The sequence below is a fragment of the Ruegeria sp. AK11 genome, from assembly GCF_056541095.1.
Genome location: NZ_JBQFXU010000001.1, coordinates 804,179 through 830,481, shown reverse-complemented (window position 1 = coordinate 830,481; position 26,303 = coordinate 804,179). Strand labels below are relative to the sequence as shown.

The following is a 26,303-nucleotide window of genomic DNA, read 5'->3' as shown; positions in this document are numbered from 1 at the left end:
TCAGGCCAGTTCGATCTCGTAGCGTTCGATGACGGTGTTGGCCAAAAGCTTCTCGCACATCTCGGTCACGTCTGCCTCGGTCGCGCCATCGGCAAGCTCAAGATCGATGACTTTGCCTTGGCGCACGCCTTCGACCTGATCAAAGCCCATCGCACCCAATGCGTGCCGTACTGCTTCGCCCTGCGGGTCCAGCACCCCGTTCTTGAGCATCACATGAACCCGTGCTTTCATTTTGGCAACTCCACCTGAGGGCCGCATACAAGGCCCATTTCGTTGCGCGGGGGATAGCGCGCCTGATGGGTTTCGACAACCCTGTTTCAAACGCAGTTTGCCGCAGGCGGGTGACGATCCTGCGCCGTCAGATGGACCCAAGTAGTTGTGCTGGCACGGCGGCTGGAAACTTCGGAATAGTCATCTGATCAAACGGCCCGGCCACACGCAAACACCCTGCTCTGCCAATAACTTGGCAAAGGCAAAACGCCGCCCTGAGGGGGCGGCGCTGCTAAGAAGGAGTGTTTAGTTGATCAGCGTCGGCTTGGTGACATTGCTGGCAGGCAGCACACCCAGCCTTCGGGCGACCTCAGAATAGGCATCTGTCAGGCTGCCCAGATCGCGGCGGAATACATCCTTGTCCAGTTTCTGACCGGTCTTGATATCCCACAGGCGGCAGCTGTCCGGGCTGATTTCATCCGCAACGACCAGCCGCTGATAGTCGCCTTCAAACACGCGCCCGATTTCGATCTTGAAGTCAACCAGACGAATACCCACCGCCAGCATCACGCCGCTCAGGAAATCGTTCACGCGCAGCGCAAGGCTGAGGATGTCGTCCATGTCCTGCTGGCTGGCCCAGCCAAACGCGGCGATGTGTTCCTCGGTGACAAGAGGATCGCCCAAGGCATCATCCTTGAAGCAATATTCAACGATCGGACGTGGCAATTGCGTCCCTTCGGCAATGCCAAGACGTTTCGACATCGAACCGGCCGCGTAATTGCGCACGATCACTTCCAGCGGAATGATCTCGCAATTGCGCACCAGTTGTTCACGCATGTTCAGGCGCCGGATGAAGTGGTTCGGAATGCCAATCTGGGTCAGCCCGGTCATAAAGAACTCGGATAAACGGTTGTTCAGCACGCCTTTGCCGTCAATCACGTCCTTCTTCTCGGCGTTGAATGCGGTGGCGTCATCCTTGAAATACTGTACGATGGTGCCCGGCTCGGGGCCTTCATACAGAATTTTGGCCTTGCCTTCGTAGATTTTCTTGCGACGCGCCATAAGCGACCTTTCCAGACTGGCGAAAGGGAATGAGTCCCTTCACGTTGGCGTCCTCATAGTGCAAGCCCTGCGTTCCCGCAAGTTCGCTGCCCCGAGGGCCTTTGACGCAGCGCAAATACCTTGCACCCAGAGTGTCCTATTGTCATATCATCAGTGAGAAACGGTAATCCAAGGGGTCCCCAACCAATGACCACATTCGACGAACGTGAAGCCGCGTTTGAAAGCAAATTCGCCCATGACGAAAAGATGCAGTTTATCGCACGGATGCGCCGCAACCGCTTTATGGCTGTCTGGGCGTCTGCGCTGAAGGGCGAAACTGTTGAACAGGCACGGAAATACGGACAGGAACTGGTTCATACCGACCTGCAGCATGTCGGCGAGGACGATGTTGTCGAGGCAGTCAAAGCCTACTTGGGTGATCTTGCAGATGAAGCCACGATCCGTTCGAAAATGGCCGAGCTTCTGGTTGAGGCCAAAGAACAGGTGATGGCGGAAGGCGAGCATTGATTGCCTGAAATGCAAAACTCATGATCTTCATGAGTTTTATGAATTTGATTTGACGCCCTGGTCATGAGACATGGGGCGTCTCTGTTTTTTTGCAGCGTTTATACGCTTTTTCTGGAATAACCCTATGACAAACGCGCTGAGCAAACTTCTGGACACCAAAGACGCCATCCTTGCGGACGGTGCAACGGGGACCAACTTATTTAACATGGGTCTGCAATCAGGTGATGCACCTGAGCTGTGGAACGTGGATGCTCCGGACAAGATCAGGGCGCTGTATCAGGGGTCAGTCGATGCGGGCAGCGACCTGTTTCTGACCAATACGTTTGGAGGCACTGCGGCGCGTCTGAAACTGCATGATGCGCAGAACCGCGTGGGCGAGCTGAACCGTATCGGCGCAGAACTTGGACGTGAAGTCGCAGACAAAGCCGGGCGCCCTGTTGTCGTGGCCGGATCGGTTGGACCCACCGGCGAGATTATGGAGCCGGTCGGCAGCCTGTCGCATTCCGAAGCGGTTGAAATGTTTCATGAACAGGCCGAGGCTTTGAAAGCGGGCGGGGTTGACGTTCTTTGGGTAGAAACCATCAGCGCGCCCGAGGAGTTCCGCGCGGCAGCCGAGGCCTTTGCACTGGCCGACATGCCCTGGTGCGGCACGATGAGCTTTGACACGGCCGGGCGCACAATGATGGGTGTCACCTCGGCCGATCTTGCGCTTTTGGTTGAAACCTTGCCAAACCCACCGATCGCTTTTGGGGCCAATTGTGGTACCGGCGCGTCGGATATCCTGCGCACGGTTCTGGGTTTTGCTGCGCAAGGCACCGAGCGCCCGCTGATCTCAAAGGGCAATGCGGGCATTCCGAAATACGTGGATGGCCATATCCACTATGACGGGACACCCGAACTGATGGGTCGGTATGCTGCCATGGCGCGGGATTCGGGCGCCACAATCATTGGCGGGTGCTGCGGCACCATGCCCGATCATCTGCGCAAAATGCGCGAAGCGCTGGATACCACTTCGCGCGGCGAGCGCCCGACACTGGATCAGATCACCGAGGCATTGGGGCCGTTTTCGTCGGCTTCCGACGGAACCGAGGACGACGCGGGCCCCGAACGCCGTACGCGTCGCCGCCGCCGCGCCTGACGCTTATCAACGCCCTTCGAATTTCGGAGGGCGTTTTTCCATGAACGCCACTACACCTTCAGCAAAATCCCGCGACCGGCCACATTCACCTTGAAGATGCGCCTCGGTCGCAAGCTGCTGCTGCAATGTGTTTTCGTACGTCCCGCGAATGGCACGTTTGATCGCGCCATAGGCCGCCGTTGGACCTTTGGCCAGATATTCTGCCCTTTTGTGCCAATGTGCGGCAAACGTATCATCGGGCACAGCTTCCCAGATCATGCCCCATTCTTCGGCCTGCCGGGCGCTGATCTTGTCAGCAAACAAGGCCGCCCCCATCGCTTTGGCCAAGCCCATCTGGCGCGGCATGAACCAGGTGCCCCCGGCATCGGGCAGCAAGCCGATACGTGCAAACGCCTGTAGGAAATACGCACTTTCCGTTGCAATAACCACATCCGCACACAGCGCAAGGTTGGCCCCTGCCCCCGCAGCAGGTCCGTTTACAGCAGCGATCGTCGGAACCGGACAGCTGTGGATGGTTTCCAGCATCGGCTCGTATTCGTCGCGCAATGATCGTTCCAGATCGATCTTACCGGTCGATGATGCATCGCCCAGATCCTGCCCGGAACAAAACGCCGGACCTGCCCCGGTGATAACGATACAACGCGCTTTAACCGCGGCGTCTTTCATCGCGTGGGTAATCTCTGCCCGCATCCGTGTGGTCAGCGCGTTCATCTTGTCCGGTCTGTTCAGGGTCAGAACCGCCAGACCGTCCGATATGTCCAATAGAACCGTTTCGTAATTCATGAAGACTTTTTCCCTCGCGCCACGTGTTTAAGCACATTTACTTGTCCGGGCTGGTTGGGAAAAGCAGAACCAAACGTCAGTCTTCAAGAATTTGGCGAAGGCGTTCCTGTTCTTCTGCGCTTAGAGCTTCGGTTTCACCTGAAACCTGCGCCCTGGCGCGTGTGCGAAGAAAGTTCAACCCGACTGCGGCAGCGATCAGCAACATGATTGGCCCGGCAAGCCACAACAGCAGATTCGAACCGCTGGTGGTGGGCTTGAGCAAGACATATTCGCCGTAGCGGTCAACGATAAACGCGACGGCCTCTTCGTCGCTGTCACCCGCAACCAGGCGTTCACGCAAAAGCAAGCGCAGATCGCGTGCCAGTTCAGCGTTGCTTTCGTCAATGCTTTCATTGCGACACACCAGGCATCGCAACCCGACACTCAGGTCGCGCGCCCGCTGCTCCAGAACAGGGTCGTCCAGAACTTCGTCAGGTTGTACCGCAAACACCGGCGCTGCCAGCAGCAGCAGGATCAATACAAGGCGTTTCATTCTGCGGGTACTCCGCCAGCGGGGGATTTGCGCGCACCTGCGGCGACACGGAACCGCCTGTCGCTCAGGCTAAGGACACCGCCGAGCGCCATCAGGATACATCCACCCCAGATCCAGTTCGCCAAAGGCTTGATATAGGTGCGCATGACCCAGCCGCCATCTGCCTGCTGATCCCCGATGACGACGTAAAGATCACCAAGAAAACGATAGTCAATCGCGGCCTCGGTCGTCGGCATGCGTGCAACGGGATAATCCCGTTTCTCGGGATGCAGCGTTCCGATGACGCGACCGCCCTTTTCGACCAGAACATCAGCCGTGGTTGAAAAATAGTTCGGCCCCTGAACCCGTCGCACGTCCTGCAATGTCAGTGTAAACTGACCCACTTCGAACGGCTGGTTCAGTTGCGCCACACGGATATCTTCCGCCTCCCACGCGGTCAGACCGGCAATCGCAAAGATCGTGACCCCAAGACCGGTATGGGCAACTGCCTTACCCCAATCGGCTCCCGGAAGTCGGATCAGACGTTTGAAGCTGCCATTGCGGCCTGTCCGGCTCCACAAATCAATGGCGGCGCCGAATGTAATCCAAGCCCCCAGGAACAAGCCTACGGGTCCTAACGCGCTGCGACCGGTCTGCATCGCCCAAACCAACAGCGCAATCGCCAGCGCCAGACCAAGGGCATAGCGCAGGGACCAGGCCGTTTTGCCCAGCCGACCGCGTTTCCACGGCAGCATCGCCCCGATTGGCAGGATCAGCCCCAGCAAAACCATGAATGGAGAAAACGCCGCGTTGAAAAACGGTGCCCCAACCGAAAGTTTGCGGTCAAACATCATCTCGGCCACCATCGGCCACATCGTCCCAACAAAAACGACGAAGCAACTGACCGCCAGAAGGACATTGTTCACGATCAGCGCGCTTTCGCGGCTGACCATGCCAAAAACGCCCTTGGCCTCCATCGCCTGCGCGCGCGCGGCAAACAAGGTAAGCGCGCCGCCGATGAAGAAGACCAGAATGATAAGGATGAACACACCGCGTTCCGGATCATTGGCAAAGGCGTGAACCGAGGTCAGCAGCCCTGATCGTACGATAAACGTACCGATGAGGGAAAATCCAAACGCGATGATTGCCAGCAGAATGGTCCAACTTTTCAATGCTTCGCGCTTTTCCACAACAATTGCCGAGTGCAACAGCGCCGCCGCCAGCAGCCAGGGCATGAAGGACGCGTTTTCGACCGGGTCCCAGAACCAGAAGCCGCCCCAGCCCAGCTCGTAATAGGCCCACCAGGATCCCAGCGCGATACCGATGGTCAGGAAAACCCAGGCCGCCAGCGTCCAGGGGCGTACCCACCGGCCCCAGGCCGCATCAATGCGCCCTTCGATCAGGGCAGCAATCGCAAAGCTGAATGCCATGCTCAAGCCGACGTAGCCGAGGTACAGAAACGGCGGGTGGAAGGCCAGCCCGGGGTCTTGCAGCAGCGGGTTCAGGTCGCGCCCGTCAAACGGAGCGATGGCAAGCCGGTCAAACGGGTTCGACGTGAACAGGATAAAACCGAAAAACGCCACGGCAATAGCCGATTGAACGGCCAGAACACGGGCTTTAAGTGTCGGTGGCAAGCCGCCACCAAAGAAGGCCGCCATCGCACCAAACAGGGTGACAATCAGCACCCACAGCAGCATAGATCCTTCGTGGTTGCCCCATGTTCCACTGATCTTGTACAGCATCGGCTTTGCTGTGTGGCTATTCTCGACCACAATCCTGAGGGAGAAGTCAGACGTTACAAACGCCCAGATCAATGCACCAAATGCAAACGCTGTCAGCAGGAACTGGACGATCGCGGCGGGCTCTGCAAAGCCCATCCAGCCGGCCCAGCGTTTTGAGGCGCCGATCAGGGGAACAACGCTTTGCACAATTGCGACAAAGAACGCGAGGATCAGGGTGAAGTGGCCAAGCTCTGTAATCATGCCCCGGAATATACGCCGGTGCGGAACCGGGGGCCATGACCTTTAGCTTGTTCTGCACGCACAAAGTGTCGCGGGTCAGATACCGCGAAGCTTTCGCCAATCGTTCAGCGCCTGGTTTTCCTCGGGACGTATGACATCGCTGTTCAGCACAGCATCCGGACCGGGATCAGCAACTCCCGGGCTGTCGCTCTGCATCGTGCGCCAGGCCTCGATATTGCTCATGACCGTTGGCAGTTGCGTCATGGTTGAGCGGATATCCCGCTGAAAATCCTGCATTTTACTTTGGTGACGCGCGCCAAAGTAAAACGATACGATCACGCCCAGCAACCACCACAGCGGCTCTGGGACCAAGGCTATGCCCTGCATCCGTGCGGCAAACCATATTGGGTCGACCATGGCGGCAACAAACAAGCCAAGCGTTCCCAATGCCAGCGCCGGGCGCGGTAACCTGTTCACGCCGTCCATGACACGGTCAAAAAGACCCTTCTGAGGTGCCTGAAATTCGCTACCGAACTGCACCATGGCCTGAGTTTGAATCTCATTGGCGCGTACTGCGCCTGCTTCGGTGTTTTCACGATAGAGTTCTGCGGTTTCCTGTAAGACGTTGCGCCCGTTACCAAACAAAAGCGCCAGCACACCTGAAATCAGCCCCATGCCGCGATCCTTCTGGTAAATTCGCTGTCCGAAAGATGATAACGCGGCGAAAGAAATTCTTCGGCCCGTTTTATCCAGCCACCTTTGCCGCCTGATCGGCTACGCGCGTATTTTCTGGATGCAGGCCGCTGATCAGCAAGGCGAAAATAGTAGTTTCGCCGCGCAATCCCGTAGGCGTCGCGCAGGACATCGGGCTCTGGCTGCGCCGCGCTTTGGCAGGCCGCCACGGTTTGCGGGCCTATCACGCCGTCGGCGGTGACGTTAAACCCCATTTCCTGTAGCAGCCGCTGAAGGATCTTCACCGCCTGCGCACCGGCATTCACATACATGTCGAAAACCGAAGCATGCAGGGTTTCGGGAAGCTCCGCAATGTGCGGCTTGTCGAAATAGTGCTGCACAAAGATGTCGACCGCTTGTCGAGCGGACACTGCGCGCACATCCGCCTCGTCAACCCGACCGTCGCCAGTCAGATCCAAACCCAGCCTGCGCAGGGTGTGAATCGTGACCCCGAACTTGGTTGCCCCGCCCGGATCGTCGGGGTCATCAACAAAGCCCCCTTCACGGGCCACAATCTCTTTGGCAATTTGCCGAACCGTTTGCATACCACCCTCGTAACGTTAGGTGGCCACACCGTTTCCGACAGAAATTAATGATTTAAAACGAAACGGAGCGCTGCATGCACCATGCACGCAACGCTCCGTAACAGAGTCAAACGGCTTCAGCTTTCTTCCGCGCCTTTGTAGACACCTTGCTCTTTCAGAGCGTCCATGACCTCTTTCGGCATGTAGGTCTCATCATGTTTGGCAAGAATTTCAGTCGCTTCAAAGACGCCGTTCACGTAACTTCCCGTGCCGATCATTCCCTGATTTTCCGAGAAAAGGTCAGGCAGAACACCTGTGAACGAGACCGGAACGCTTTCGCCGCCATCCGTTACAACAAAACGGATGGTTTCGCCCTGTCCGCGGATGATCGAGCCTTCTTCAACCAAGCCGCCAATCCGAAACACTTCGGTCGGTTTCGGCGGCTCTGCAATCACCTCGCTGGGCGAGCGGAAAAAGTTGATCCCGTCCTGCAATGCCCAACCAATCAACGCAGTTGCCGCCACCAAGGCAACAACTGCCACCAGAATGACTTGTACGCGCCGACGTTTCTTGAGCGTTTTCATACCATCCTCACGGGAAAAGCGGGGCCATCATCAGGCCCAGAGTTTCATCTTCACCTAACATCAGGTTCGCGTTCTGCAAGGCTTGCCCACTGCTACCTTTTGTCAGGTTATCCAGCGCCGCAATCACAATTGCGCGCCGCTCAATCCGATCGGCCACAACACCGACGTGACAGAAATTCGACCCCCGCACATGGTGGGTCGAAGGGGTCTCACCCATCGGCAGCATCTGGATGAACGGCTCATCCGCATAGGCTTTGGCAAGCGTTTCGTAGATGCTGTGCGGGTCACCCTTCACATAGGTTGTGGCCAGAATACCCCTGTTTGCAGGAATAAGGTGAGGCGTGAACTGCACATGCACAGCCCGACCGGCAAGTTTCGAAAACTCCTGATCGAACTCGCCAAGATGCCTGTGTGTCCCTCCGACGGAATAGGCATTGCTGCCTTCGCTCAGTTCAGCGTGCAGCAGGTTTTCCTTCAGTGACCGCCCTGCCCCTGATACGGCGCATTTCAGATCAAGAACGATATCGTCCAGATCAATGACCCCGGCGGATATCAGTGGCCGCAGAACATATTGCCCGGTCGCCGCATTGCACCCGGTACCCGCAACAAGCCGTGCCCTCTTGATGTCTTCGCGGTAGAACTCGGTCAGACCATAGATCGCCTCTTCCTGCTGTTTTAGCGCGGTATGCGGATTACCGTACCATTTTTCGTACTCGTCGGGGTCTGCCAGCCGGAAGTCTGCGGACAGGTCAATGATTTTCAGGCCTTTCGGCAAGTCCCGGATCACTTCCTGACTGGTTTTGTGCGGCAAGGCGCAAAAACACAGGTCGACCTGCGCAAAGTCGATCTCGGAGATTTTGCACAAGTCCGGCAGATCCAAGTGGCGCAGATGCGGGAAGACCTGCGCCATTGTCATGCCAGCCTTACGTTCGGCGGCCAACGCGACGATATCCATGTTCGGGTGCTCGGCGATCAGCCGCACCAGTTCAGCGCCGGTATAGCCCGAAGCGCCCAGAATTGCGATTTTATGGGTCATTTCAGACCTCTTTCACTTGAGTGTCACATGTTTCGACCGCCGATGCGACGGCCTTGAAATAAGGGAAGCAGAGCGGCTGCGTCCTTGACCTAAGTCAGGCAGCCTGGAACGTGATTTGTCGTCGGAGGAACTGCGTCGCCCGGTCGCTGACAACATTGGGTTTGCCCGTTGTCAGAAAACCACTTGGGCCCTCGCCCAACATGGTGGGATGACGTTGCAGGTAATCTGCCAGACTGTCAGCAACAAGCGCACCCTGGCTGTAAACCTGCACATCTTCACCCAACGCAGCCTGGAATGCTTCGGCCATCAACGGGTAATGCGTGCAGCCCAGAATAGCGGCCTGAGGTTCCGGCATCTTGCGCTTGAGCGCATCCACATGGCTGCGCACCAAGGCTTCGGCCAGGATCATGTCGCCGTCTTCTATGGCATCCACAACGCCGCCACAGGCCTGTGCCTCGACATCCACACCGATGGCCCGAAAGGCCAATTCACGCTGAAAGGCCCGACTGGATACCGTGGCAGGCGTTGCAAACAATGCCACATGTTTGACGGCCACTTCGCGCGGCGGAGAATTGTCGCCCCATTGCCGTTCGGTCAGCGCTTCGATCAACGGGACAAAAACGCCAAGAACGCGTTTGCCGCTGGGCACGCCCTCTTCCTGCATGCGCCGCAACGCTGCGGCGCTGGCCGTGTTGCAGGCCAGAATCACCAGATTGCAGCCACGCGACCACAGATCCTGAACCGCCTTGCGGGTCAGTTGATAGATATCCTCGGCATCACGCACACCGTATGGCGCGTGTGCACTATCTGCAAAATACAGGAAATCAACGTCCGGCAGACGTTGCTGCGCGGCACTCAGGACGGTCAGACCGCCCAAACCGGAATCGAAGATACCTACTGCCATTAGATCCTTCAGGCGCGATGCCGTTCCTCAAACTCATAGCCGTAGTCATAAGACTTCAACGGCGTTGGAGACAGCTCATACGTGGCTTTGCGCAGGAAATCCATCATCTTGCGCGTATCCTTGCTGAGCGGGTCCAGAATGTCACGGCGTATCGGCTCTCCGATCACGACTTTCACCGGTGTATCAACGCGTTTCTTGAACTCTTTGATCAGCAGGCCCATCCGCAAAGTACTGTGCAGATGGCTGGCGATCTGAAACAGACGAGACGTGTGGCCATCAAAGAAAACCGGGACAACTGTGGCATTCGATTTGGCCACCATCCGCGCGGTAAACCCGCGCCAACCCGGATCCATGGGGTGGGAAAACGGCTTAACCCCGGTGCTGACCGTCCCGCCGGGAAAAATGCCGATCGCCCCGCCTTCGCCCAGATAGCTGAGCGCGGTTTTGCGGGTCTCAAGGTTCAGCTGCATCGCCTCTTTCGTTTCATCAAACGAAATTGGCAGAATGATGCGATTCAGGTCTTCGGCCTTGCGAAACACCCGATGGGCCAGAATGCGGAAATCACCCCGTGTCTCGGACAGGATATGTCCCATCATCAGGCCATCCAGAATTCCGTAGGGATGATTGGCAATCAGGATCAGAGGACCGTCTTTCGGAACATTCGAAAGCGATCCCCCTGCCACGTCCAGTGTCAGCCCATAACGTTCAACCATCACGGCCCAAAAGTCGCGCCCATTGGCAACGTCTTTCTCGTACCCGTCCGCACGTTTGATCAGGCGCATACGGCCTGTGGTGTTCTCCATCAGCTTGATAACCATCCGCCCGCCTTTAGTATCGGCGGAATGCGCGTAGGAAATGTCGCGAACGGCATGACGACGAGAAGGCATATGGGTCTCCGGTTTGTTGCCTGCAAAATAGGTGCAAGTAACAATTTTGCCTAGCTATCGTGACACGCTTGTGACGTTTTATTCCGCTGCAGTCTGCAACCCTGCCCCCCCGCCGCGAATGACGGCCAGCAACTCCTCGCGCCGCTTGGCTGCTTTGGCCTCGTTCTCGCGCAATACCGGGCCAAATCCACGGATATCCAGCGGCAAACGGGCCAGGGCGGCAATCGCATCGCGCGTGGTCTGCGACACAAGCGGCAGAACTTCGCGCATGTCCTTTTCATATTGACGGATCAACGCACGCTCCATCCTGCGTTCCGACGAATAGCCAAATATATCCAGCGGCGTACCGCGCAGCGCCTTCAACCGGGTCAAAAGCTTCAATGGGCCAATGACCGACTCCCCGAAAGCACGTTTGCGCGGTCTGCCGTTGCTGCCCGATCCCCCCAAAAAGGGCGGGGCCAGATGGAATGTCATCTTGAAATCGCCATCGAACTCGGCAGCCGCTTTGTCACGGCTTGTCAGAAGAAGGCGCGCGACTTCGTATTCATCCTTGTAGGACAACAGCTTGTGATAGCCTTTTGCCACCGCTTCGCGGATATCCGCATCCTCAACACTGTCGACCAGCTTGCGATACCGCTTGGCCAGCCGCGCACCTTGGTAGTCGGTCAGATGGCTTGCGCGGAATTCGATCTTCTGATCCAGCGATTTGGGAATCTCGGTCACGGTCGGGGACAGAATGGACTGTACCTCTGCCGGATGAAGAACCGCCCAACGCCCGATATCAAACGCACGCTTGTTCCGTTCAATCGTAGTTCCGTTCAATTCGATGGCATCAAAGATCGCCTGATGGCTGACGGGCAACAACCCGCGCTGCCAGGCCGCGCCAAAGATCATCATGTTGGAATAGATCGAGTCGCCCATCACGGCGCGTGCCAACTCGGTCGCGTCAAACAGCGAGACATCTTCTTTCAACCGAGCCTGGAGGGCCAGTTCCAGCTGGTCGGCAGGAATGCGGAACTCGGTATTGCGCGTAAAGTCGCCTGTTACCGTCTCATGGCTGTTCACAACGGCGCCTGTACGGCCAGTGCGCGTCAGGCCCAATGTTTTGGCTCCGGCGGATACCACCAGATCACCGCCGATCAGTGCATGAGCTTCGCCGGTTGCGACACGGATGGCGCTGATGTCTTCGGGTGCATTGGCCAGACGGCAATGGATGTGTACCGCGCCGCCTTTCTGCGCCAGGCCCGCCATTTCCATCATGCCCGCGCCTTTGCCGTCAATCTGGGCAGCCTGTGCAAGAATTGCGCCCAGCGTGACAACACCGGTTCCCCCGACACCCGTGATCACCACGTTATGCGTACCGCTGATCTTGGGCAGCACCGGCATCGGCAGGTCGGGCAAGTCGATTTCGGTTGTTGCCTCTTTGCGGATCTTCGCCCCCTCAAGCGTAACGAAGGACGGGCAAAAACCGTTCAGGCAGGAATAATCCTTGTTGCAGCTTGACTGATCGATGGCGCGCTTGCGCCCGAGTTCTGTTTCCTTGGGAACGATCGACACACAGTTCGATTGCACCCCGCAATCGCCGCAACCCTCGCAAACATCGGTATTGATAAACACACGCTTGTCCGGGTCCGGGAACGTGCCGCGTTTGCGGCGGCGGCGCTTCTCGGCCGCACAGGTCTGAACATAAACGATGACCGAAACACCCTCGATCTCGCGGAACTTTTCCTGCACTTGCATCAGTTCCGCACGCTCGAATGTCTGAACACTCGACGGCAGAGCCTTGAAGTTTACGTCTTCTTTTTCGTCATAGACCAGAGCAACCTCACGGACACCCATGGCTTTGACTTCGGCAACGATCCGTTCTGCAGTCAGATCGCCTTCATTCTCCTGCCCGCCCGTCATGGCGACGGCATCGTTAAACAGGATCTTAAAGGTGATGTTCGTGCCCGCAGACAACGCCGCACGGATCGCCTGAACGCCCGAGTGGTTATAGGTGCCATCGCCAAGGTTCTGGAACACGTGTTTGGTGGTCGAAAACGGGGCCTCACCGATCCAGTTCGCGCCTTCACCGCCCATCTGGGTAAAGCCGGTGGTATTCCGGTCCATCCACTGAACCATGTAATGACAACCGATCCCTGCATAGGCACGGCTGCCATCCGGGACTTTGGTCGAACTGTTGTGCGGACAGCCCGAGCAGAAATACGGAAGCCTTGTTGCGATTTCCTGTGCGTTGTCGGCCCGGCGCGCCTCGGACAAAGAGGCCAGCCCGGCCCGAATACCATCGGTTTCACGCCCTTCTTCGATCAGGATTTCACCCAGCTTTTCAGCAATCATGATCGGGTCGAGCGCGCCACGGGTCGGAAACAGTTCGTCGCGGTGCAACGTACCGGCACCGCCCTTGTACCACCCATAAACCCGGCGGCCGCGACGGTCGTCAAAGATAGCCTCTTTGACTTGAACCTCGATCAGCTTGCGCTTTTCCTCGACAATCACGATCAGGTCCAGCCCTTCGGCCCAGTCGTGGAACCCGACCATGTCCAGCGGGAAGGTCTGCCCCACCTTGTAGGTCGTGATCCCCAGCCGTTCGGCTTCGGATTCATTGATATTCAAAAGCGACAGCGCATGGGTCAGGTCCAGCCAGTTCTTGCCCGCCGCAACAAACCCGATCTTTGCACCCGGTTTGCCCCATATCCGCCTGTCCAGCTTGTTGGCATGCGAAAACGTCTCGGCTGCAAACCTTTTGTAGTCGATGACACGCGTTTCTTGCAGGTGCGGCGTGTCCCCAAGGCGGATATTCAAACCGCCTTCCGGCATATCGAAATCAGGTACGACGACCTGCATTCGGTCGGGGCGACCATCCACAACCGAGGTAACCTCGATTGTGTCCTTCATGGTCTTTAGCCCAACCCAAACCCCAGCAAAACGGCTGAGCGCAAAGCCGTAAATTCCGTAGTCGAGGATTTCCTGCACACCCGCCGGGCTGACGACAGGCATATACATATCTACCAGTGACCATTCGGACTGATGCAACACGGTCGAGCTTTCGCCGGTATGGTCATCACCCATCGCCATAAGCACACCGCCATGCTTGGCGGTTCCGGCCATATTCGCGTGGCGCATGACATCACCGGACCGGTCTACGCCCGGCCCCTTGCCGTACCAAAGCCCAAAAACCCCATCGAACTTGCCGTCGCCGCGCAAGCCGGCCTGTTGGCTGCCCCACAGCGCCGTTGCCGCCAGATCTTCGTTCAATCCGAATTGAAACGTAACATCGCTTTGGGACAACTGCCTTTGCGCCCGCATCATCTGCTGATCAACAGCGCCAAGTGGCGAGCCACGATATCCAGTCACCAGCCCCGCAGTGTTCAGTCCCGCCTGCCGGTCTCTGGCCTTTTGCATCAGCATCAACCGGACAAGTGCCTGTGTTCCGTTCAGAAGAACGGGGCTTTTCTCAAGATCGAACCTGTCGTTTAACGTAATCTGTGGCTGACTCATCAGACGTCTCCCCTCGCCAGATCAGTGTGCATGTACTCAGCGCATTTTAGGTCATAATTTCTGACCTGTATAGGTTTTATGCACTGAACTGTAACGATTTCGGCCTTTGATTGTAGAACTTGTTACCTGTTTCATATAGGCGTTCGAAAAGATAACGAAAGTTGCGGCGATGGATTGGGACAAGCTTAGAATATTTCACGCGGTGGCCGATGCGGGCAGCCTCACACATGCCGGGGACAAGCTCAATTTGTCTCAATCCGCCGTGAGCAGACAGATCCGTGCGCTGGAAGAGTCGTTGGATGCCACCCTTTTTCACCGTCACGCCCGGGGGCTGATTCTCACCGAACAGGGTGAATTGTTGTTCGACGCCACATCCGCCATGTCAAAACGGCTGGACGCAGCTGCCGCACGCATTCGCGACAGTGAAGAAGAGGTCTTTGGCGTTCTTCGGGTCACGACGACCTTTGGGTTCGGCACACTGTGGCTCGCCCCTCGCCTGCCCAAGCTTTATGAACAATATCCTGATCTGAACATCGACCTGATGCTGGAAGAACGAGTTCTGGACCTTCCCATGCGAGAAGCGGATGTCGCCATTCGCATGAAGGAACCCAGCCAGGCAGATCTTGTGCGAAAACGCCTGATGACGGTTCAGATGGCGCTTTACGCGACGCACAACTACATCGAAGCCCATGGTGGAATGCTGAAATCTCTGGAGGATATCCAAAATCACCGGCTGATCTGTCAAACACCCGCGGCACCCCAGGTGGGCGCCAGCGCGGCCATGGTACGCCATCTTATGACCTACAATCCCGCATCCCTGTTGACGGTAAACAACTACTTCGGCGTCCTTCAGGGAGTGTTGCACAATCTCGGCATTGGGGTTCTGCCAGATTACGTCACACAGGATTTCCCGCATCTTGTGCCAGTTCTGTCGGATGTCGAAACCGCTGACGTGCCGGTCTATCTGGCTTATCCCGAAGAACTCCGACACTCCAAACGTGTCGGGGCGTTCCGCGACTTTGTGCAGGACGAGATCATCGCACAGCGCAAACAACTGAAAAAGATGGGAAAACTTTAGCTATGCACAAATAGCATAGCGGGCATGAGGACATTTCAGGGTTAAATTCCTTGAACGTTTACAAACTGACCCCTAAATGAGCACTCGAAGGCGGTGATGCTGAAACGCTCATCATCTTCATACCTCCCTGTTGGACTACGGCCGAGCTTATTGCTCGGCCTTTTTTTTGCTCTAGGCATTGCATCAAGTCAGCGAAAGCTCTGGGAAAAATACACGCATAGGCATATGATCCCAAAAAAACGAGATAATTTCGTGTTCGAGGGAGAATCATGTTCCACCCATTCCGCCTTATGTTGGCGATTGTCTGCACTCTATTTTTGGCGGTTCCGCTTTATGCGCAAGATACCGGCTCAACTTCTTCAGTGACCATTCCGGACGATCTAACACCTGAGCAGGTCGATGGTCTGGTTGCCCGCATGTCAGATGACCAGGTGCGCGCCATTCTGTTAGAGCGCCTTGATGCGGTCGCCGAAAAGCAGGCTGCCGAGAAGGCGAACGTGGAAGACCCGCTGACCGAAATCAGTGAGATATGGGCCGAGATGGTCTCGTCCTGGACACATGTTCTGACCACGCTTCCCAATATTGTCACGGCACAGATAACTGCGTTTGGCAATTTCAGCGACACGTTTGGAACGTCCGGCGTCCTTACCCTGTTTGGGCTTATTCTTTCTGTGTTGATTGCGGGTTTCATAGCCGAGAAACTGTTCATTTTCCTGACCCGTCGCTGGCATGAAGCGACCGAAGTTGGGGATGAGGCCGATCTCAGGGGCGCCATCAGTTACCTGTTCCGCAGGTTCTGCCGCGAAATTGCCGGGCTGATCGTGTTCTATGTTGTCATTCGCGCGATTGGTCGCGGGCTTCTGACACCCGAACAGATCACTTATGCCGCTCCGTTTGTTTTCTATCTGATCTGGATTCCACGCCTGGGGGCTGCGGCCTCACGTTTTGTTCTGGCACCGGAGAAGCCAAAATATCGGCTGGTGAGTATTGACGACCATTGGGCAAAATATCTGCATCGCAATCTGATCGGGCTGTTGATCCTGATCGGGTTCACACTGTTTGTTGTGCGATTCAACGCCCTAAATGGTATCACAGGGGACGACACACGCATCGCCTTCTGGCTGAATGCGGCAATCCATGTCTATATCGCCGTCATCGCTTGGACCGCGCGCGAAGGGTTGTCTCAGATGATGCTGGGAACAGACCCGGACCGCACAAAATTCGATGAAGAAGTTGCGCATTATTATCCCTACTTCGCCATTGGCGTTTCGGTGACAATCTGGCTGCTGGTCGAATTCCTGGTCGCGCAACGCGATCCGTCGACGCTCAGATTGCTTGGAGGTGGTGCGCATTTCACAACCATGTTCTGGTTGCTGATTGCCCCTGCCCTCGACACTTTGATCCGCGGGCTGGTGCGCCACTTGCAGCCGCCAATGTCAGGAGAAGGCCCGCTGGCCGAACGCGCTCATCGCGCGGCCAAGCGCAGCTATATCCGGATTGGGCGGGTTATTGCGGGTTTGGTCGTGGTTTTCATGATCGCCCGCACGTGGCATCTTGACCTGCGCAATGTCGCCTCGGCCGGTGTCAGTGCCGAAGTTGGCGGCGCTGTCATTGAATTCCTTCTGATCATTGCGGTCGGCTACATCCTGAACGAGGTTGTTTCACTATGGATCAACCGCAGGCTGGCCAAGGAACAGACCGCAGCTGAAGCAGTCGACGAGGAAGCAAGCGGTGAAGGCGGCGGTGCCGGGGGCTCTCGTCTGGCGACGGTTCTGCCGCTGATGCGGATTACGGCCCAAGTCACAATTTCGGTAATCTTTGGCCTGCTGGCCTTGGGTGCGCTGGGTATCAACATCACACCGCTTCTGGCCGGTGCCGGTGTTCTGGGTCTGGCCATCGGCTTTGGTGCTCAGAAACTGGTGGCGGATATCGTCGGTGGTGTTTTCTTTCTGGTCGATGATGCCTTCCGCGTCGGCGAATATGTCGATGTGGGCGGAACCACCGGAACGGTCGAAAAAATCTCGATCCGTTCAATGCAACTGCGTCATCACAGGGGGCCTGTGCACACAATCCCTTATGGTGAAATCCAGAAGCTGACGAATTACAGCCGTGACTGGGTGATTATGAAGCTGAAGTTCACCGTGCCCTTCGATACCGATCCCAACAAGGTCAAGAAAATCTTCAAGAAGATCGGGGCCGAGATGATGGAGGACGAAACCCACAAAGAAGGCTTCCTGCAACCCTTCAAGTCTCAGGGTGTGTTCGACTTCGACGATGTGGGCATGATCATTCGCGGTAAATTCATGGCCAAACCGGGCAAGCAGTTCACCTTGCGCAAGGAAATCTTCAACAAGGTCAAGGCCGAGTTCAAGGCCAACGGCATCGACTTTGCCCGCCGCGAGGTGCGCGTTGCAATTCCCGGGCTGGAAGAGGTCGAGCATCTGACGCCCGAACAGAAGACTGCTGTTGGCGCCGCAGCTGCTGCCGAGGTCAACAAAGACCAGGGATCGGCGTAACCTTCGGGGTTTACGTCGGCGATTTGCAGCAGGACTGCTGTACGGTTATTCGGAACCGGCTGTGATGCCGGTTCCGTTTTTCTTTGAAAGACGCGACCTGCGCCGACTTGACCCTTTCCACACGCGCGTGCTTGCCCTACAAGGCGCGCAATCTCGGCCCACTTGGACACAGGACAGAAGATGCAAGAGCCCGCCATCACACCCGATCTGATTGCCGCACATGGGCTCAAGCCCGAGGAATATGACATGATCCTCGAGATCATCGGGCGTGAACCGACCTTTACCGAGCTTGGCATTTTCTCGGCTATGTGGAACGAACATTGTTCTTACAAGTCGTCGAAGAAGTGGTTGCGCACTCTTCCGACCTCAGGGCCTCAGGTCATTTGCGGACCGGGCGAGAATGCCGGTGTCGTGGATATCGGCGACGGTCAGGCCGTTGTTTTCAAGATGGAAAGTCACAATCACCCGTCTTACATCGAGCCCTATCAAGGCGCGGCAACGGGTGTCGGCGGCATCCTTCGGGACGTGTTCACCATGGGTGCCCGCCCGATCGCTTCGATGAACGCGCTGTCCTTCGGTGAACCCGGCCACCACAAAACCCGCCAGCTGGTCAACGGCGTGGTCGAAGGCATTGGCGGCTATGGCAACTGTTTCGGTGTGCCTTGCGTTGGGGGCGAGGTCCGCTTTCACCCGGCTTACAACGGCAACTGCCTTGTGAACGCCTTTGCCGCCGGTTTGGCCGACAGCGACAAGATTTTCTACTCTGCCGCGTCGGGCGTGGGAATGCCTGTGGTTTATCTGGGTGCCAAGACCGGACGCGACGGTGTTGGCGGCGCGACGATGGCCTCGGCCGAGTTTGACGACACCATCGAGGAAAAACGCCCTACTGTTCAGGTGGGTGATCCCTTCACCGAGAAACGCCTGATGGAAGCAACGCTTGAGCTGATGCAGACCGGTGCCGTGATCTCGATTCAAGACATGGGTGCTGCGGGCCTGACCTGTTCCGCGGTTGAGATGGGCGACAAGGGCGGTCTGGGCGTACGTCTGGATCTGGAAAACGTCCCCCAGCGCGAAGAGAACATGACAGCTTATGAAATGATGCTGTCCGAATCTCAGGAACGCATGCTGATGGTTCTCAAACCCGAACTTGAGGCCGAAGCCCGCGCCGTGTTCGAAAAATGGGATCTCGATTTCGCAATCGTTGGCGAAACCATTGCCGAAGACCGCTTCCTGATCATGCACAACGGTGAGGTCAAGGCCGATCTCGTCCTGTCCAAACTGTCTTCGACCGCGCCCGAATATGATCGCCCTTGGGTGCCGACGCCCGAAGCCGAGGAACTGGCCGAAGTGCCTCAGATCGACCCGATTGACGGCCTGCGCGCCTTACTTTCGTCGCCCAACTACGCGGGCAAGCAGTGGGTTTATGAGCAATACGACACGATGGTGATGGCGGATACAAACCGGACACCGGGCCTGGGCGCGGGTATGGTGCGCGTCCACGGCACCGACAAGGTGCTGGCGTTTACCTCTGACGTGACCCCGCGCTACGTCCGCGCCAACCCGGTTGAAGGCGGCAAACAGGCGGTGGCCGAAGCCTACCGCAACCTGACGGCTGTTGGGGCGAAACCGTTGGCTACCACCGACAACCTGAACTTCGGCAACCCGGAAAAGCCCGAAATCATGGGCCAGTTTGTTGGCGCCATTCAGGGAATCGGCGCCGCAGTCGGCGCGCTGGATATGCCGATCGTGTCCGGCAACGTGTCGCTGTATAATGAAACCGACGGCCAGGCGATCCTGCCCACCCCCACAATCGGCGCTGTCGGGCTGCTGAACCACAGCGATGAAATCATCGGCAACGAGGTGCGCGAGGGTCACGTGGCTTTGGTGATCGGTGAAACCAAAGGCCATTTGGGTCAGTCAGCCCTTCTGGCCGAAGTCTTCAACCGAGAAGATGGCGACGCGCCACATGTGAATCTGGACGCTGAAAAACGCAACGGTGATTTCATTCGCGCCAATCGTGGAATGATCAAGGCCTGCACTGACCTGAGTGATGGCGGCCTTGCGCTGGCGGCCTTCGAACTTGCCGAGGCCGCCGGGGTTGGCGTGTGCCTGGATGATGCACCGACGGAATTTCTGTTCGGGGAAGATCAGGCACGGTATCTGGTCGCGTGCAACTTTGATCAGGCCGAGGCGTTGATGATCGCGGCGGGTCAGGCAGGTGTGCCGCTGGTCTCGGTTGGCCGTTTCACCGGCGAAACGATCAGGATCGGAAGCTCGGAGGCCTCGTTGGAAGACTTGACGGCCATTTTCCGCAACAGTTTTGCCGACGCCGTCGCCTGATCAGGCTGAATAAAACTTGCTCGAAACCTGCGCCCTGAATAAGCGCAGGTTTCGTCGTTTTGGCACATTCATGTGCCCTTGCGCGCCCGGTTCAGGCGCTCTACATCTTTGGAAAGACCTTCAGGAGTTACCTACATGCCGATGAGCGCCCATCAAATCGAACACCTGCTGCGAGAAGCTTTTCCTGATGCGGATATTCAGGTCGGCGGCAACGACGGTGTTCATATGTCCGCCATGGTGGTGGACGAAAGCTTTCGCGGCAAAAACCGGGTGCAGCAACAACGCGCGGTTTATGCCGCGCTGAAAGGCAAGATGGATGGCCCAGATGGTGAGCTGCACGCGCTGGCGCTGACGACGAAAGTACCTGAGTGAGTGCAACCGTCTGGATATACGGCATTTGTGGACTGATTGCCTTTGCCGGCAGCGCCTTTATTGTCAGATCGGCAATAAAAAATACGCGCTCCGACAAAATTCGGGGCGTGAAACCTGGTCACGGAGACCAATTGATAGACCACGGAACCGTGTTGGGAGGCGGCGGTGGTCATGTAACCGTGTCTCGGGTCACCAGAGACCCACAGGCCTACGCCAAAGCGATGGTTCCCAAAAAATGAGTTCATGGCAGGTTTGGATATCAGCAATCGCAGCTTTGATAGTTGCCGCCGCGCTGATCGAAGCCTATGTGAAGCGGAACAGAAAACGCAACCTCGCCGACATGCGTCCAGATCCGGGTGAACTCAGCAAAGTGGGCGGCCTTGAGAGATACGGGCTTGATCCGGTGAAAATGGCGCAGGCCGAACACCGGCGGCTTGAAACCGAAGGATGGGCACCCAGTTTGCCCAGTGATGGAACAATCCCCGCAGATGCGGATGAAAAGGGAAAATAAGATGACCGACGTTAAGACCCAGATCGACGAAACCGTCAAAGCCAACGATGTGGTGCTGTATATGAAAGGCACCAAGGAAATGCCGCAATGCGGGTTCTCCTCGCGCGTGGCCGGGGTGTTGAACTACATGGGCGTTGAATACACGGATGTGAACGTTCTGGCCGACGAAGAAGTGCGTCAGGGGATCAAGGATTATTCCGATTGGCCGACCGTGCCCCAGCTTTATGTCAAAGGCGAGTTTGTTGGCGGCTGCGATATCATCACCGAGATGACCCTTTCGGGCGAACTGGACGCGTTGTTCGACGAAAACAACGTCGGCTACAACAAGGAAGCAGCCGACAAAATCCGCGAAGCGAACGCGTAATCCAGCCTAACGGCTGGAACAACCCCGGTAGATATCCTGCTCAACGGCGGCGCCTGCCGCCAAATAGCTTACGGACGCGTCCCACCCTTTCGAGCGCAGGATGTAGGTTCCACCATCACCAATGGATTCGTAGCGGATACCAGACCCGCTTTCGACTTGGCGCATCACAACAAGTGAGTTGTCCACCAAGGTTGCCGCTGCACCCGTACTGTCCGGCGCGTTGAAATAGGTGACAGGCAGCGGTATTCCGTTCTCGCAGGTGAAAGTGACAGACAGAATATCGATCTCGGCCAGTGCCGTTGTCGCGGGCGTAACCAGCGCCGCCGCACAGATGAATTTGCTCAGGAACTTCATCGTGCCTTTTTCTCCTCAACTACTGCGGCCAGCGCTTCGGCCCGTGCGGCCAGTTCGGCCAGCGTATCTGTAACGGATGGTGGAACCACAGCCACCTCAATGCGCTCAGGTTCGGGCGCCGGGGCGTTTCGCAGCGCCTGAAGCTCGGCTTCGGCTTCGGCCAGTTTCCCTTCGAGCGATTTGACCTTGTCCTCTGTCGCCGCAGTCTTGTCGGCCAGCATCAATCCGGCCATCAGCAACATGCGGGATTCCGGCATACGACCGATCTGATCGGACAGCACCTGCGCCTCGTCGTCCAACACTTTGGCGGCAGCGTGCAGAAAGGGCTCTTCCCCGTCCCGACAGGACACGTCAAAACCGCGCCCGCCGATATGAATGGTCACTTCGGGCATTACTCTACCTCACCTTCAACAAGTTTCGCCTGAGATAGCAGAGGTTCCAACCTTGCAAGAACGGCCTGCGCTTCGGCGGCGTCTGACGCCTGCGCCGCACGCGTTGCCTCCAGTTCCGCGACGGTGGCCCGGTTCAGCAGTTCGGCATCTGCGACACCTTCGGCCGCGGCGGCGCGCAATTCGTCTATCGCAGTGCGCAACTGCTCGTTTGCCTTGCGCATCCGTTGCAGATCGTCGTCCAGCCGCGACATTGCAGCGCCGTGACTGGTCCGTTCAGCGCGCAGCATCTCAAGCTCGGCGCTCAGGTCGTCGACGCGGACAGTGTCTGACAGTTCTTCCTTTAGACGGCTGTTTTCTGCCTTCAGCGCCTCCAGCTCGGTGCTGTTGTCCAATGCGGCCTTGGCTTCGGCCAATTCAGCGCGCGCGGCTTCGACCGACGCGATTTTCGCACGGGCTTCTTCCAACTCGGATCGCAGGGCGTCCACTTCGGCTGTATCGGTAGACGCTGTACGCAGCTCCTCAAGATCGGCACGCAACCCGTCCACTTCCTGTTCGTGCTGCTCCTTCAGGGATTTCAGCCGTTCCTGAAGCTGCGCGTTCGCAACTCTCTCATCTTCAAGTGCCGCCTTGACGCCTTCATCTGGCTGGGCGTCTGCGGTCGCGCCGCCCAATGCGTCGACGCCCGCTCCGATACGGTCCATCGCCGCAATTATGCGGTGCTGTAATTCCTCAAGTTGGCTCATGCCCCTGTCACCTCTTTATCAAGGTTCATTCTGTCGCGAAGCGATCCGAATCAAAATCGAATCCCGCCTGCCGCCAGTCTAACGGAATGCGACAGAAAATACCCACTGTTTGCTTTCAACCACTTGGGCCGCGCACTTCAAGCAATCCAAGCGGATAAACCCCGGTTCTGCTTGCACTTTGAGTGCTGAGTGGTATTGAGCCCGCAATCTGCTTTTTATCCAAAGGAACAACGCCCGTGGACCTGACTGCGCTGCGCAAAGCCAACCCCGAACACTGGGACAAAGCTGCGGCCATCCGCACATTGACCCTTGATGCCGTCGCCGCTGCAAACTCCGGACATTCCGGTATGCCCATGGGCATGGCGGATGTCGCGACCGTCCTGTTCGAAAAGCACCTGAAGTTTGACGCCTCGGCCCCGAACTGGCCGGATCGCGATCGCTTCATCCTGTCCGCAGGCCATGGTTCGATGCTGGTTTATTCGTTGCTGTACCTGACGGGATATGCAGATGTGACACTGGAGGAGATCAAGAATTTCCGTCAGCTGGGCGCAAAAACCGCAGGCCACCCCGAAAACTTTCTGGTCGCTGGTGTTGAGACCACGACCGGCCCGCTGGGTCAGGGTATCTCGAACGCCGTGGGCTTTGCGATGGCCGAAGAAATCCAGCGTGCACATTATGGCAAGAAGGTTGTTGACCACTATACCTATGTCATCGCAGGCGACGGTTGCCTTATGGAAGGCGTAAGCCAGGAGGCAATCACGCTGGCCGGTCGTCACGAGCTGAGCAAGCTGATCGTCTTCTGGGATAACAACAACATCACCATCGACGGCACCGTCGATATCGCGGACCGCACCGATCAGGTTCGTCGCTTTGCGGCCTCGGGCTGGCATGTGATCGAAATCGATGGTCATGATCCCAAGGCCATCGACGCGGCCATCGTTCAGGCGAAGAAGTCGAACAAGCCGACCATGATTGCGTGTAAAACCCACATTGCTTTGGGCCACGCGGCGCAGGACACGTCAAAGGGGCACGGCGCGCTGACCGATGCGGATCAGCTGAAGGACGCCAAAAAGGCCTATGGCTGGGCGCATGATGCGTTTGACGTGCCTGCCAATGTCAAATCCGCATGGGAAGCCATCGGATCGCGTGGCGCTGCCGAGCGTGCGGAATGGGAAGCGCGTTTTGCACAACTGTCCGAGCGCAAGCAGGCTGAGTTCACTCGCGCCTATGCGTTCGAGGCCCCCAAGCGACTGGCTGGCGCCATTCGTGCCTTCAAAAAGCAGATGTCCGAAGACCAGCCGAAACTGGCCACCCGTTCGTCGTCGGAGAAAGTCCTGAACGTTGTGAACCCGATCATGAGCGAAACCGTTGGTGGTTCAGCGGATCTGACCGGATCGAACAACACCAAATCGGCCGATATGGGTGTATTCCTGCCGGAAAATCGCAAGGGTCGCTACATCCATTACGGTATCCGTGAACACGGCATGGCGGCGGCGATGAACGGTATGGCGCTGCATGGTGGTATCCGTCCCTATGGCGGCACGTTCATGGCCTTCACAGATTATGCCCGCCCGTCCATGCGTCTGGCCGCGCTGATGAAGATCCCCAGCGTCTTTGTGATGACCCATGACTCGATCGGTCTGGGCGAAGATGGCCCGACCCACCAGCCGGTTGAACATCTGGCGATCTCGCGTGCAACCCCCAACACTTTTGTGTTCCGCCCCGCTGACACCATTGAAACCGCCGAGGCATGGGAACTGGCACTGACCTTCAAGGAAAGCCCCTCGGTCCTGTCGCTGACCCGTCAGGGTGTTCCAACGGTACGTACCGAGCACAAGACCAAGAACCTGACCGCACAAGGTGCTTACGTTCTGGCCGAAGCAGAAGGCAAGCGTCAGGCGATCCTGATTGCCACGGGTTCCGAAGTGTCGCTAGCGATGGAAGCCAAAGCGATGCTCGAGGCCGAAGGTATCGGCACGCGTGTTGTTTCGATGCCCTGCATGGAGCTGTTCGCAGAGCAGGACGAAGCCTACCGCAAGCGCGTCCTTCCGGCAGGTCCGGTCCGCGTTGGTATCGAAGCCGCGGTTCGTGCTGGCGGCTGGGATCGTTGGTTGCTGGGTGAACGTGGCCGCGAAGCCAAAGCCGGGTTCATCGGCATGTCGAGCTTTGGTGCCTCGGCCCCTGCAGGTGAGCTATACAAGCATTTCAGCATCTCCGCCGAAGCAACCGTGGCCAAGGTCAAGGAATTGTTGGGGCTGTAAGCTTATACCAGAACAATCAACCAAAGGGCGGCTTCAGCCGCCCTTTTCCGTTTCTTTTCAGTGCGCTTTGGACTTGCCGAACAAAGGCATGATCACCTTGGTGGCCATTGGGATCAAAACCAGTCCCCAGGCTAGGCCCAGAACTCCGTCCATTGTCGCTTTGGCCAGCCATTTCACCGCAGCGGCCCAGTCCTCGGGCGCTGAATACGCAATCGCTTTGGCCCAGTCATAGATCTGATGCTGCAGCCAACCAAAACCAAGCACTTCCAGACCGTGGATGACAATCGAGCCACCGACCCAAAGCATCGCCGCAGTTCCGACGACCGACAAGGTTTTCATCACAGCCGGCATTGCCTTGACCAGACCGCGACCCAAGCCACGACCAACAGGCGTTGGAGCGTTACTCGCCAGATAAAGCCCAACATCATCCATCTTCACGATCAACGCCACCGAGCCATAAACCGCCACCGTCACGCCAATCCCCACAACGGCCAAAGTTGCGGCTTGCATCCAAAGATTTGGCGCTTCGATCGCCGCCAGTGCAATGGTCATAATCTCGGCTGAGAGGATAAAATCAGTTTTGATCGCGCCCTTGACCTTCTGCTCTTCCAGGTGGCCCGGATCCCGGTTTTTCATGTCTTCCTCTATGACGTGACTTCCATGAGGAAACAGAACGTGAAAAATCTTTTCGGCGCCTTCAAAACACAAATATGATCCACCCAGCATCAACAGTGGGGTGATCAGCCACGGGGCGAAATTGGCCAGCAACAAGGCCACCGGCAACAGGAGTATGATTTTGTTGAAAACCGAACCGCGCGCGATACGCCAGATGATCGGCAATTCGCGCGCCGGGGCAAAGCCTTGAACGTATTTTGGTGTTACCGCAGCGTCGTCAATGATCACACCGGCCGTCTTGGCCCCTGCCTTGCCCGCCGCGGCCACGACATCGTCCACCGATGTCGCCGCAACCTTGGCGATCCCGGCCACATCGTCCAACAAGGCCAAAAGACCACTCATTGCGTTTCCTTTCCCAAT

Annotated in this window: 25 protein-coding genes; 9 read left to right on the top strand and 16 right to left on the bottom strand. The window is 57.2% G+C overall.

Annotated features, from left to right (window positions below; all coding sequences use genetic code 11):
• Complete coding sequence (purS, locus tag ACR0D9_RS04170; protein ID WP_480485730.1) at positions 1-231, bottom strand: phosphoribosylformylglycinamidine synthase subunit PurS; 231 nt, start codon at positions 229-231, stop codon at positions 1-3.
• 285 nt (positions 232-516) lie between these two features.
• Positions 517-1,272 (bottom strand): phosphoribosylaminoimidazolesuccinocarboxamide synthase, encoded by a 756-nt coding sequence (purC, locus tag ACR0D9_RS04165; RefSeq protein ID WP_209504015.1) that lies wholly within the window; start codon positions 1,270-1,272, stop codon positions 517-519.
• Between the two features lie 186 nt (positions 1,273-1,458).
• On the opposite strand from purC, the gene ACR0D9_RS04160 reads away from it, so the two are divergent.
• The gene (locus ACR0D9_RS04160; RefSeq protein WP_267364605.1) at positions 1,459-1,779 is read left to right on the top strand and encodes a DUF1476 domain-containing protein; all 321 of its coding nucleotides are present in this window, start codon (positions 1,459-1,461) and stop codon (positions 1,777-1,779) included.
• A gap of 124 nt (positions 1,780-1,903) precedes the next feature.
• Positions 1,904-2,917: a betaine--homocysteine S-methyltransferase gene (gene bmt, locus ACR0D9_RS04155; RefSeq protein ID WP_267364607.1), complete on the top strand. Its 1,014-nt coding sequence runs from the start codon at positions 1,904-1,906 to the stop codon at positions 2,915-2,917.
• A gap of 6 nt (positions 2,918-2,923) precedes the next feature.
• On the opposite strand, the gene ACR0D9_RS04150 is transcribed toward bmt, so the two are convergent.
• From ACR0D9_RS04150 to ACR0D9_RS04105, 10 genes are all read right to left on the bottom strand, one after another.
• Positions 2,924-3,700 (bottom strand): enoyl-CoA hydratase-related protein, encoded by a 777-nt coding sequence (locus tag ACR0D9_RS04150; protein WP_480485732.1) that lies wholly within the window; start codon positions 3,698-3,700, stop codon positions 2,924-2,926.
• A gap of 76 nt (positions 3,701-3,776) precedes the next feature.
• The gene (locus ACR0D9_RS04145) at positions 3,777-4,232 is read right to left on the bottom strand and encodes a cytochrome c-type biogenesis protein (RefSeq protein ID WP_480481083.1); all 456 of its coding nucleotides are present in this window, start codon (positions 4,230-4,232) and stop codon (positions 3,777-3,779) included.
• Positions 4,229-6,193, bottom strand: a complete 1,965-nt coding sequence (locus ACR0D9_RS04140; RefSeq protein WP_480537802.1) for a heme lyase CcmF/NrfE family subunit — start codon at positions 6,191-6,193, stop codon at positions 4,229-4,231. Before ACR0D9_RS04140 ends, ACR0D9_RS04145 begins: the two co-directional genes overlap by 4 nt.
• 75 nt (positions 6,194-6,268) lie before the next feature.
• The gene (locus tag ACR0D9_RS04135) at positions 6,269-6,847 is read right to left on the bottom strand and encodes a holin family protein (RefSeq protein WP_480537800.1); all 579 of its coding nucleotides are present in this window, start codon (positions 6,845-6,847) and stop codon (positions 6,269-6,271) included.
• Positions 6,838-7,449 (bottom strand): holin-associated N-acetylmuramidase, encoded by a 612-nt coding sequence (locus tag ACR0D9_RS04130; protein WP_480472597.1) that lies wholly within the window; start codon positions 7,447-7,449, stop codon positions 6,838-6,840. The genes ACR0D9_RS04135 and ACR0D9_RS04130 overlap by 10 nt, the downstream gene beginning before the upstream one ends.
• A 116-nt stretch (positions 7,450-7,565) precedes the next feature.
• Positions 7,566-8,012, bottom strand: a complete 447-nt coding sequence (gene ccmE / locus ACR0D9_RS04125) for a cytochrome c maturation protein CcmE (RefSeq protein WP_209504023.1) — start codon at positions 8,010-8,012, stop codon at positions 7,566-7,568.
• A 7-nt stretch (positions 8,013-8,019) separates the two neighbouring features.
• Positions 8,020-9,048 (bottom strand): N-acetyl-gamma-glutamyl-phosphate reductase, encoded by a 1,029-nt coding sequence (gene argC / locus ACR0D9_RS04120; protein ID WP_480481089.1) that lies wholly within the window; start codon positions 9,046-9,048, stop codon positions 8,020-8,022.
• Positions 9,049-9,142: 94 nt separating this feature from the next.
• Positions 9,143-9,952 (bottom strand): glutamate racemase, encoded by an 810-nt coding sequence (gene murI / locus ACR0D9_RS04115; RefSeq protein ID WP_209596136.1) that lies wholly within the window; start codon positions 9,950-9,952, stop codon positions 9,143-9,145.
• An 8-nt stretch (positions 9,953-9,960) separates the two neighbouring features.
• Positions 9,961-10,839: a lysophospholipid acyltransferase family protein gene (locus ACR0D9_RS04110; RefSeq protein WP_480481091.1), complete on the bottom strand. Its 879-nt coding sequence runs from the start codon at positions 10,837-10,839 to the stop codon at positions 9,961-9,963.
• A gap of 78 nt (positions 10,840-10,917) precedes the next feature.
• Positions 10,918-14,337 carry an indolepyruvate ferredoxin oxidoreductase family protein gene (locus tag ACR0D9_RS04105; RefSeq protein ID WP_480537798.1) on the bottom strand — a complete coding sequence of 1,140 codons (3,420 nt, stop codon included), beginning with the start codon at positions 14,335-14,337 and terminating at the stop codon, positions 10,918-10,920.
• A 169-nt stretch (positions 14,338-14,506) separates the two neighbouring features.
• Here ACR0D9_RS04105 and ACR0D9_RS04100 point away from each other — a divergent pair, with 169 nt between their 5' ends.
• The 6 genes from ACR0D9_RS04100 (at position 14,507) to grxD (ending at position 21,518) form a co-directional block, all read left to right on the top strand.
• Positions 14,507-15,415 carry a LysR family transcriptional regulator gene (locus ACR0D9_RS04100; protein WP_480481095.1) on the top strand — a complete coding sequence of 303 codons (909 nt, stop codon included), beginning with the start codon at positions 14,507-14,509 and terminating at the stop codon, positions 15,413-15,415.
• Positions 15,416-15,684: 269 nt separating this feature from the next.
• Complete coding sequence (locus tag ACR0D9_RS04095) at positions 15,685-17,931, top strand: mechanosensitive ion channel family protein (RefSeq protein WP_480537796.1); 2,247 nt, start codon at positions 15,685-15,687, stop codon at positions 17,929-17,931.
• 180 nt (positions 17,932-18,111) lie between these two features.
• Positions 18,112-20,271: a phosphoribosylformylglycinamidine synthase subunit PurL gene (gene purL / locus ACR0D9_RS04090; RefSeq protein WP_480537794.1), complete on the top strand. Its 2,160-nt coding sequence runs from the start codon at positions 18,112-18,114 to the stop codon at positions 20,269-20,271.
• A 135-nt stretch (positions 20,272-20,406) separates the two neighbouring features.
• Positions 20,407-20,643 carry a BolA/IbaG family iron-sulfur metabolism protein gene (locus ACR0D9_RS04085; protein WP_267363417.1) on the top strand — a complete coding sequence of 79 codons (237 nt, stop codon included), beginning with the start codon at positions 20,407-20,409 and terminating at the stop codon, positions 20,641-20,643.
• 235 nt (positions 20,644-20,878) lie between these two features.
• Positions 20,879-21,154, top strand: coding sequence for a hypothetical protein (locus tag ACR0D9_RS04080; RefSeq protein WP_480537792.1), 276 nt, complete (start codon positions 20,879-20,881; stop codon positions 21,152-21,154).
• A gap of 1 nt (position 21,155) precedes the next feature.
• A complete protein-coding gene (grxD, locus tag ACR0D9_RS04075) occupies positions 21,156-21,518 on the top strand; it encodes a Grx4 family monothiol glutaredoxin (RefSeq protein ID WP_209596128.1) in 363 nt (120 codons plus the stop codon).
• Between the two features lie 6 nt (positions 21,519-21,524).
• Here grxD and ACR0D9_RS04070 read toward each other — a convergent pair whose 3' ends face one another.
• Genes ACR0D9_RS04070 through ACR0D9_RS04060 form a run of 3 tightly spaced genes read right to left on the bottom strand, consistent with a single transcriptional unit; the run spans position 21,525 to position 23,007 of the window.
• Positions 21,525-21,872: an MliC family protein gene (locus tag ACR0D9_RS04070; RefSeq protein WP_480537790.1), complete on the bottom strand. Its 348-nt coding sequence runs from the start codon at positions 21,870-21,872 to the stop codon at positions 21,525-21,527.
• On the bottom strand, positions 21,869-22,264 hold the full coding sequence (locus ACR0D9_RS04065; RefSeq protein WP_480537788.1) for a cell division protein ZapA: 396 nt from the start codon (positions 22,262-22,264) through the stop codon (positions 21,869-21,871). The genes ACR0D9_RS04070 and ACR0D9_RS04065 overlap by 4 nt, the downstream gene beginning before the upstream one ends.
• Positions 22,264-23,007, bottom strand: coding sequence for a coiled-coil domain-containing protein (locus tag ACR0D9_RS04060; RefSeq protein WP_209504035.1), 744 nt, complete (start codon positions 23,005-23,007; stop codon positions 22,264-22,266). The genes ACR0D9_RS04065 and ACR0D9_RS04060 overlap by 1 nt, the downstream gene beginning before the upstream one ends.
• A gap of 236 nt (positions 23,008-23,243) precedes the next feature.
• On the opposite strand from ACR0D9_RS04060, the gene tkt reads away from it, so the two are divergent.
• Positions 23,244-25,268, top strand: a complete 2,025-nt coding sequence (gene tkt, locus ACR0D9_RS04055; RefSeq protein ID WP_480537786.1) for a transketolase — start codon at positions 23,244-23,246, stop codon at positions 25,266-25,268.
• Positions 25,269-25,325: 57 nt separating this feature from the next.
• Here tkt and ACR0D9_RS04050 read toward each other — a convergent pair whose 3' ends face one another.
• Positions 25,326-26,285 (bottom strand): DUF808 domain-containing protein, encoded by a 960-nt coding sequence (locus tag ACR0D9_RS04050; protein ID WP_480537784.1) that lies wholly within the window; start codon positions 26,283-26,285, stop codon positions 25,326-25,328.
• Positions 26,286-26,303: the final 18 nt, after the last annotated feature.

Coding starts and splice junctions, on each gene's coding strand:
- ACR0D9_RS04050 (WP_480537784.1), bottom strand. CDS start 26,285: ATGAGTGGTCTTTTGGCCTTGTTGGACGATGTGGCCGGGATCGCCAAG.
- purS (WP_480485730.1), bottom strand. CDS start 231: ATGAAAGCACGGGTTCATGTGATGCTCAAGAACGGGGTGCTGGACCCG.
- purL (WP_480537794.1), top strand. CDS start 18,112: ATGCAAGAGCCCGCCATCACACCCGATCTGATTGCCGCACATGGGCTC.
- ACR0D9_RS04110 (WP_480481091.1), bottom strand. CDS start 10,839: ATGCCTTCTCGTCGTCATGCCGTTCGCGACATTTCCTACGCGCATTCC.
- argC (WP_480481089.1), bottom strand. CDS start 9,048: ATGACCCATAAAATCGCAATTCTGGGCGCTTCGGGCTATACCGGCGCT.
- ACR0D9_RS04150 (WP_480485732.1), bottom strand. CDS start 3,700: ATGAATTACGAAACGGTTCTATTGGACATATCGGACGGTCTGGCGGTT.
- purC (WP_209504015.1), bottom strand. CDS start 1,272: ATGGCGCGTCGCAAGAAAATCTACGAAGGCAAGGCCAAAATTCTGTAT.
- ACR0D9_RS04070 (WP_480537790.1), bottom strand. CDS start 21,872: ATGAAGTTCCTGAGCAAATTCATCTGTGCGGCGGCGCTGGTTACGCCC.
- ACR0D9_RS04160 (WP_267364605.1), top strand. CDS start 1,459: ATGACCACATTCGACGAACGTGAAGCCGCGTTTGAAAGCAAATTCGCC.
- ACR0D9_RS04100 (WP_480481095.1), top strand. CDS start 14,507: ATGGATTGGGACAAGCTTAGAATATTTCACGCGGTGGCCGATGCGGGC.
- bmt (WP_267364607.1), top strand. CDS start 1,904: ATGACAAACGCGCTGAGCAAACTTCTGGACACCAAAGACGCCATCCTT.
- ACR0D9_RS04095 (WP_480537796.1), top strand. CDS start 15,685: ATGTTCCACCCATTCCGCCTTATGTTGGCGATTGTCTGCACTCTATTT.
- murI (WP_209596136.1), bottom strand. CDS start 9,952: ATGGCAGTAGGTATCTTCGATTCCGGTTTGGGCGGTCTGACCGTCCTG.
- ACR0D9_RS04085 (WP_267363417.1), top strand. CDS start 20,407: ATGCCGATGAGCGCCCATCAAATCGAACACCTGCTGCGAGAAGCTTTT.
- ACR0D9_RS04105 (WP_480537798.1), bottom strand. CDS start 14,337: ATGAGTCAGCCACAGATTACGTTAAACGACAGGTTCGATCTTGAGAAA.
- ACR0D9_RS04065 (WP_480537788.1), bottom strand. CDS start 22,264: ATGCCCGAAGTGACCATTCATATCGGCGGGCGCGGTTTTGACGTGTCC.
- ACR0D9_RS04145 (WP_480481083.1), bottom strand. CDS start 4,232: ATGAAACGCCTTGTATTGATCCTGCTGCTGCTGGCAGCGCCGGTGTTT.
- ACR0D9_RS04130 (WP_480472597.1), bottom strand. CDS start 7,449: ATGCAAACGGTTCGGCAAATTGCCAAAGAGATTGTGGCCCGTGAAGGG.
- ACR0D9_RS04060 (WP_209504035.1), bottom strand. CDS start 23,007: ATGAGCCAACTTGAGGAATTACAGCACCGCATAATTGCGGCGATGGAC.
- ACR0D9_RS04080 (WP_480537792.1), top strand. CDS start 20,879: ATGAGTTCATGGCAGGTTTGGATATCAGCAATCGCAGCTTTGATAGTT.
- grxD (WP_209596128.1), top strand. CDS start 21,156: ATGACCGACGTTAAGACCCAGATCGACGAAACCGTCAAAGCCAACGAT.
- ACR0D9_RS04140 (WP_480537802.1), bottom strand. CDS start 6,193: ATGATTACAGAGCTTGGCCACTTCACCCTGATCCTCGCGTTCTTTGTC.
- ccmE (WP_209504023.1), bottom strand. CDS start 8,012: ATGAAAACGCTCAAGAAACGTCGGCGCGTACAAGTCATTCTGGTGGCA.
- ACR0D9_RS04135 (WP_480537800.1), bottom strand. CDS start 6,847: ATGGGGCTGATTTCAGGTGTGCTGGCGCTTTTGTTTGGTAACGGGCGC.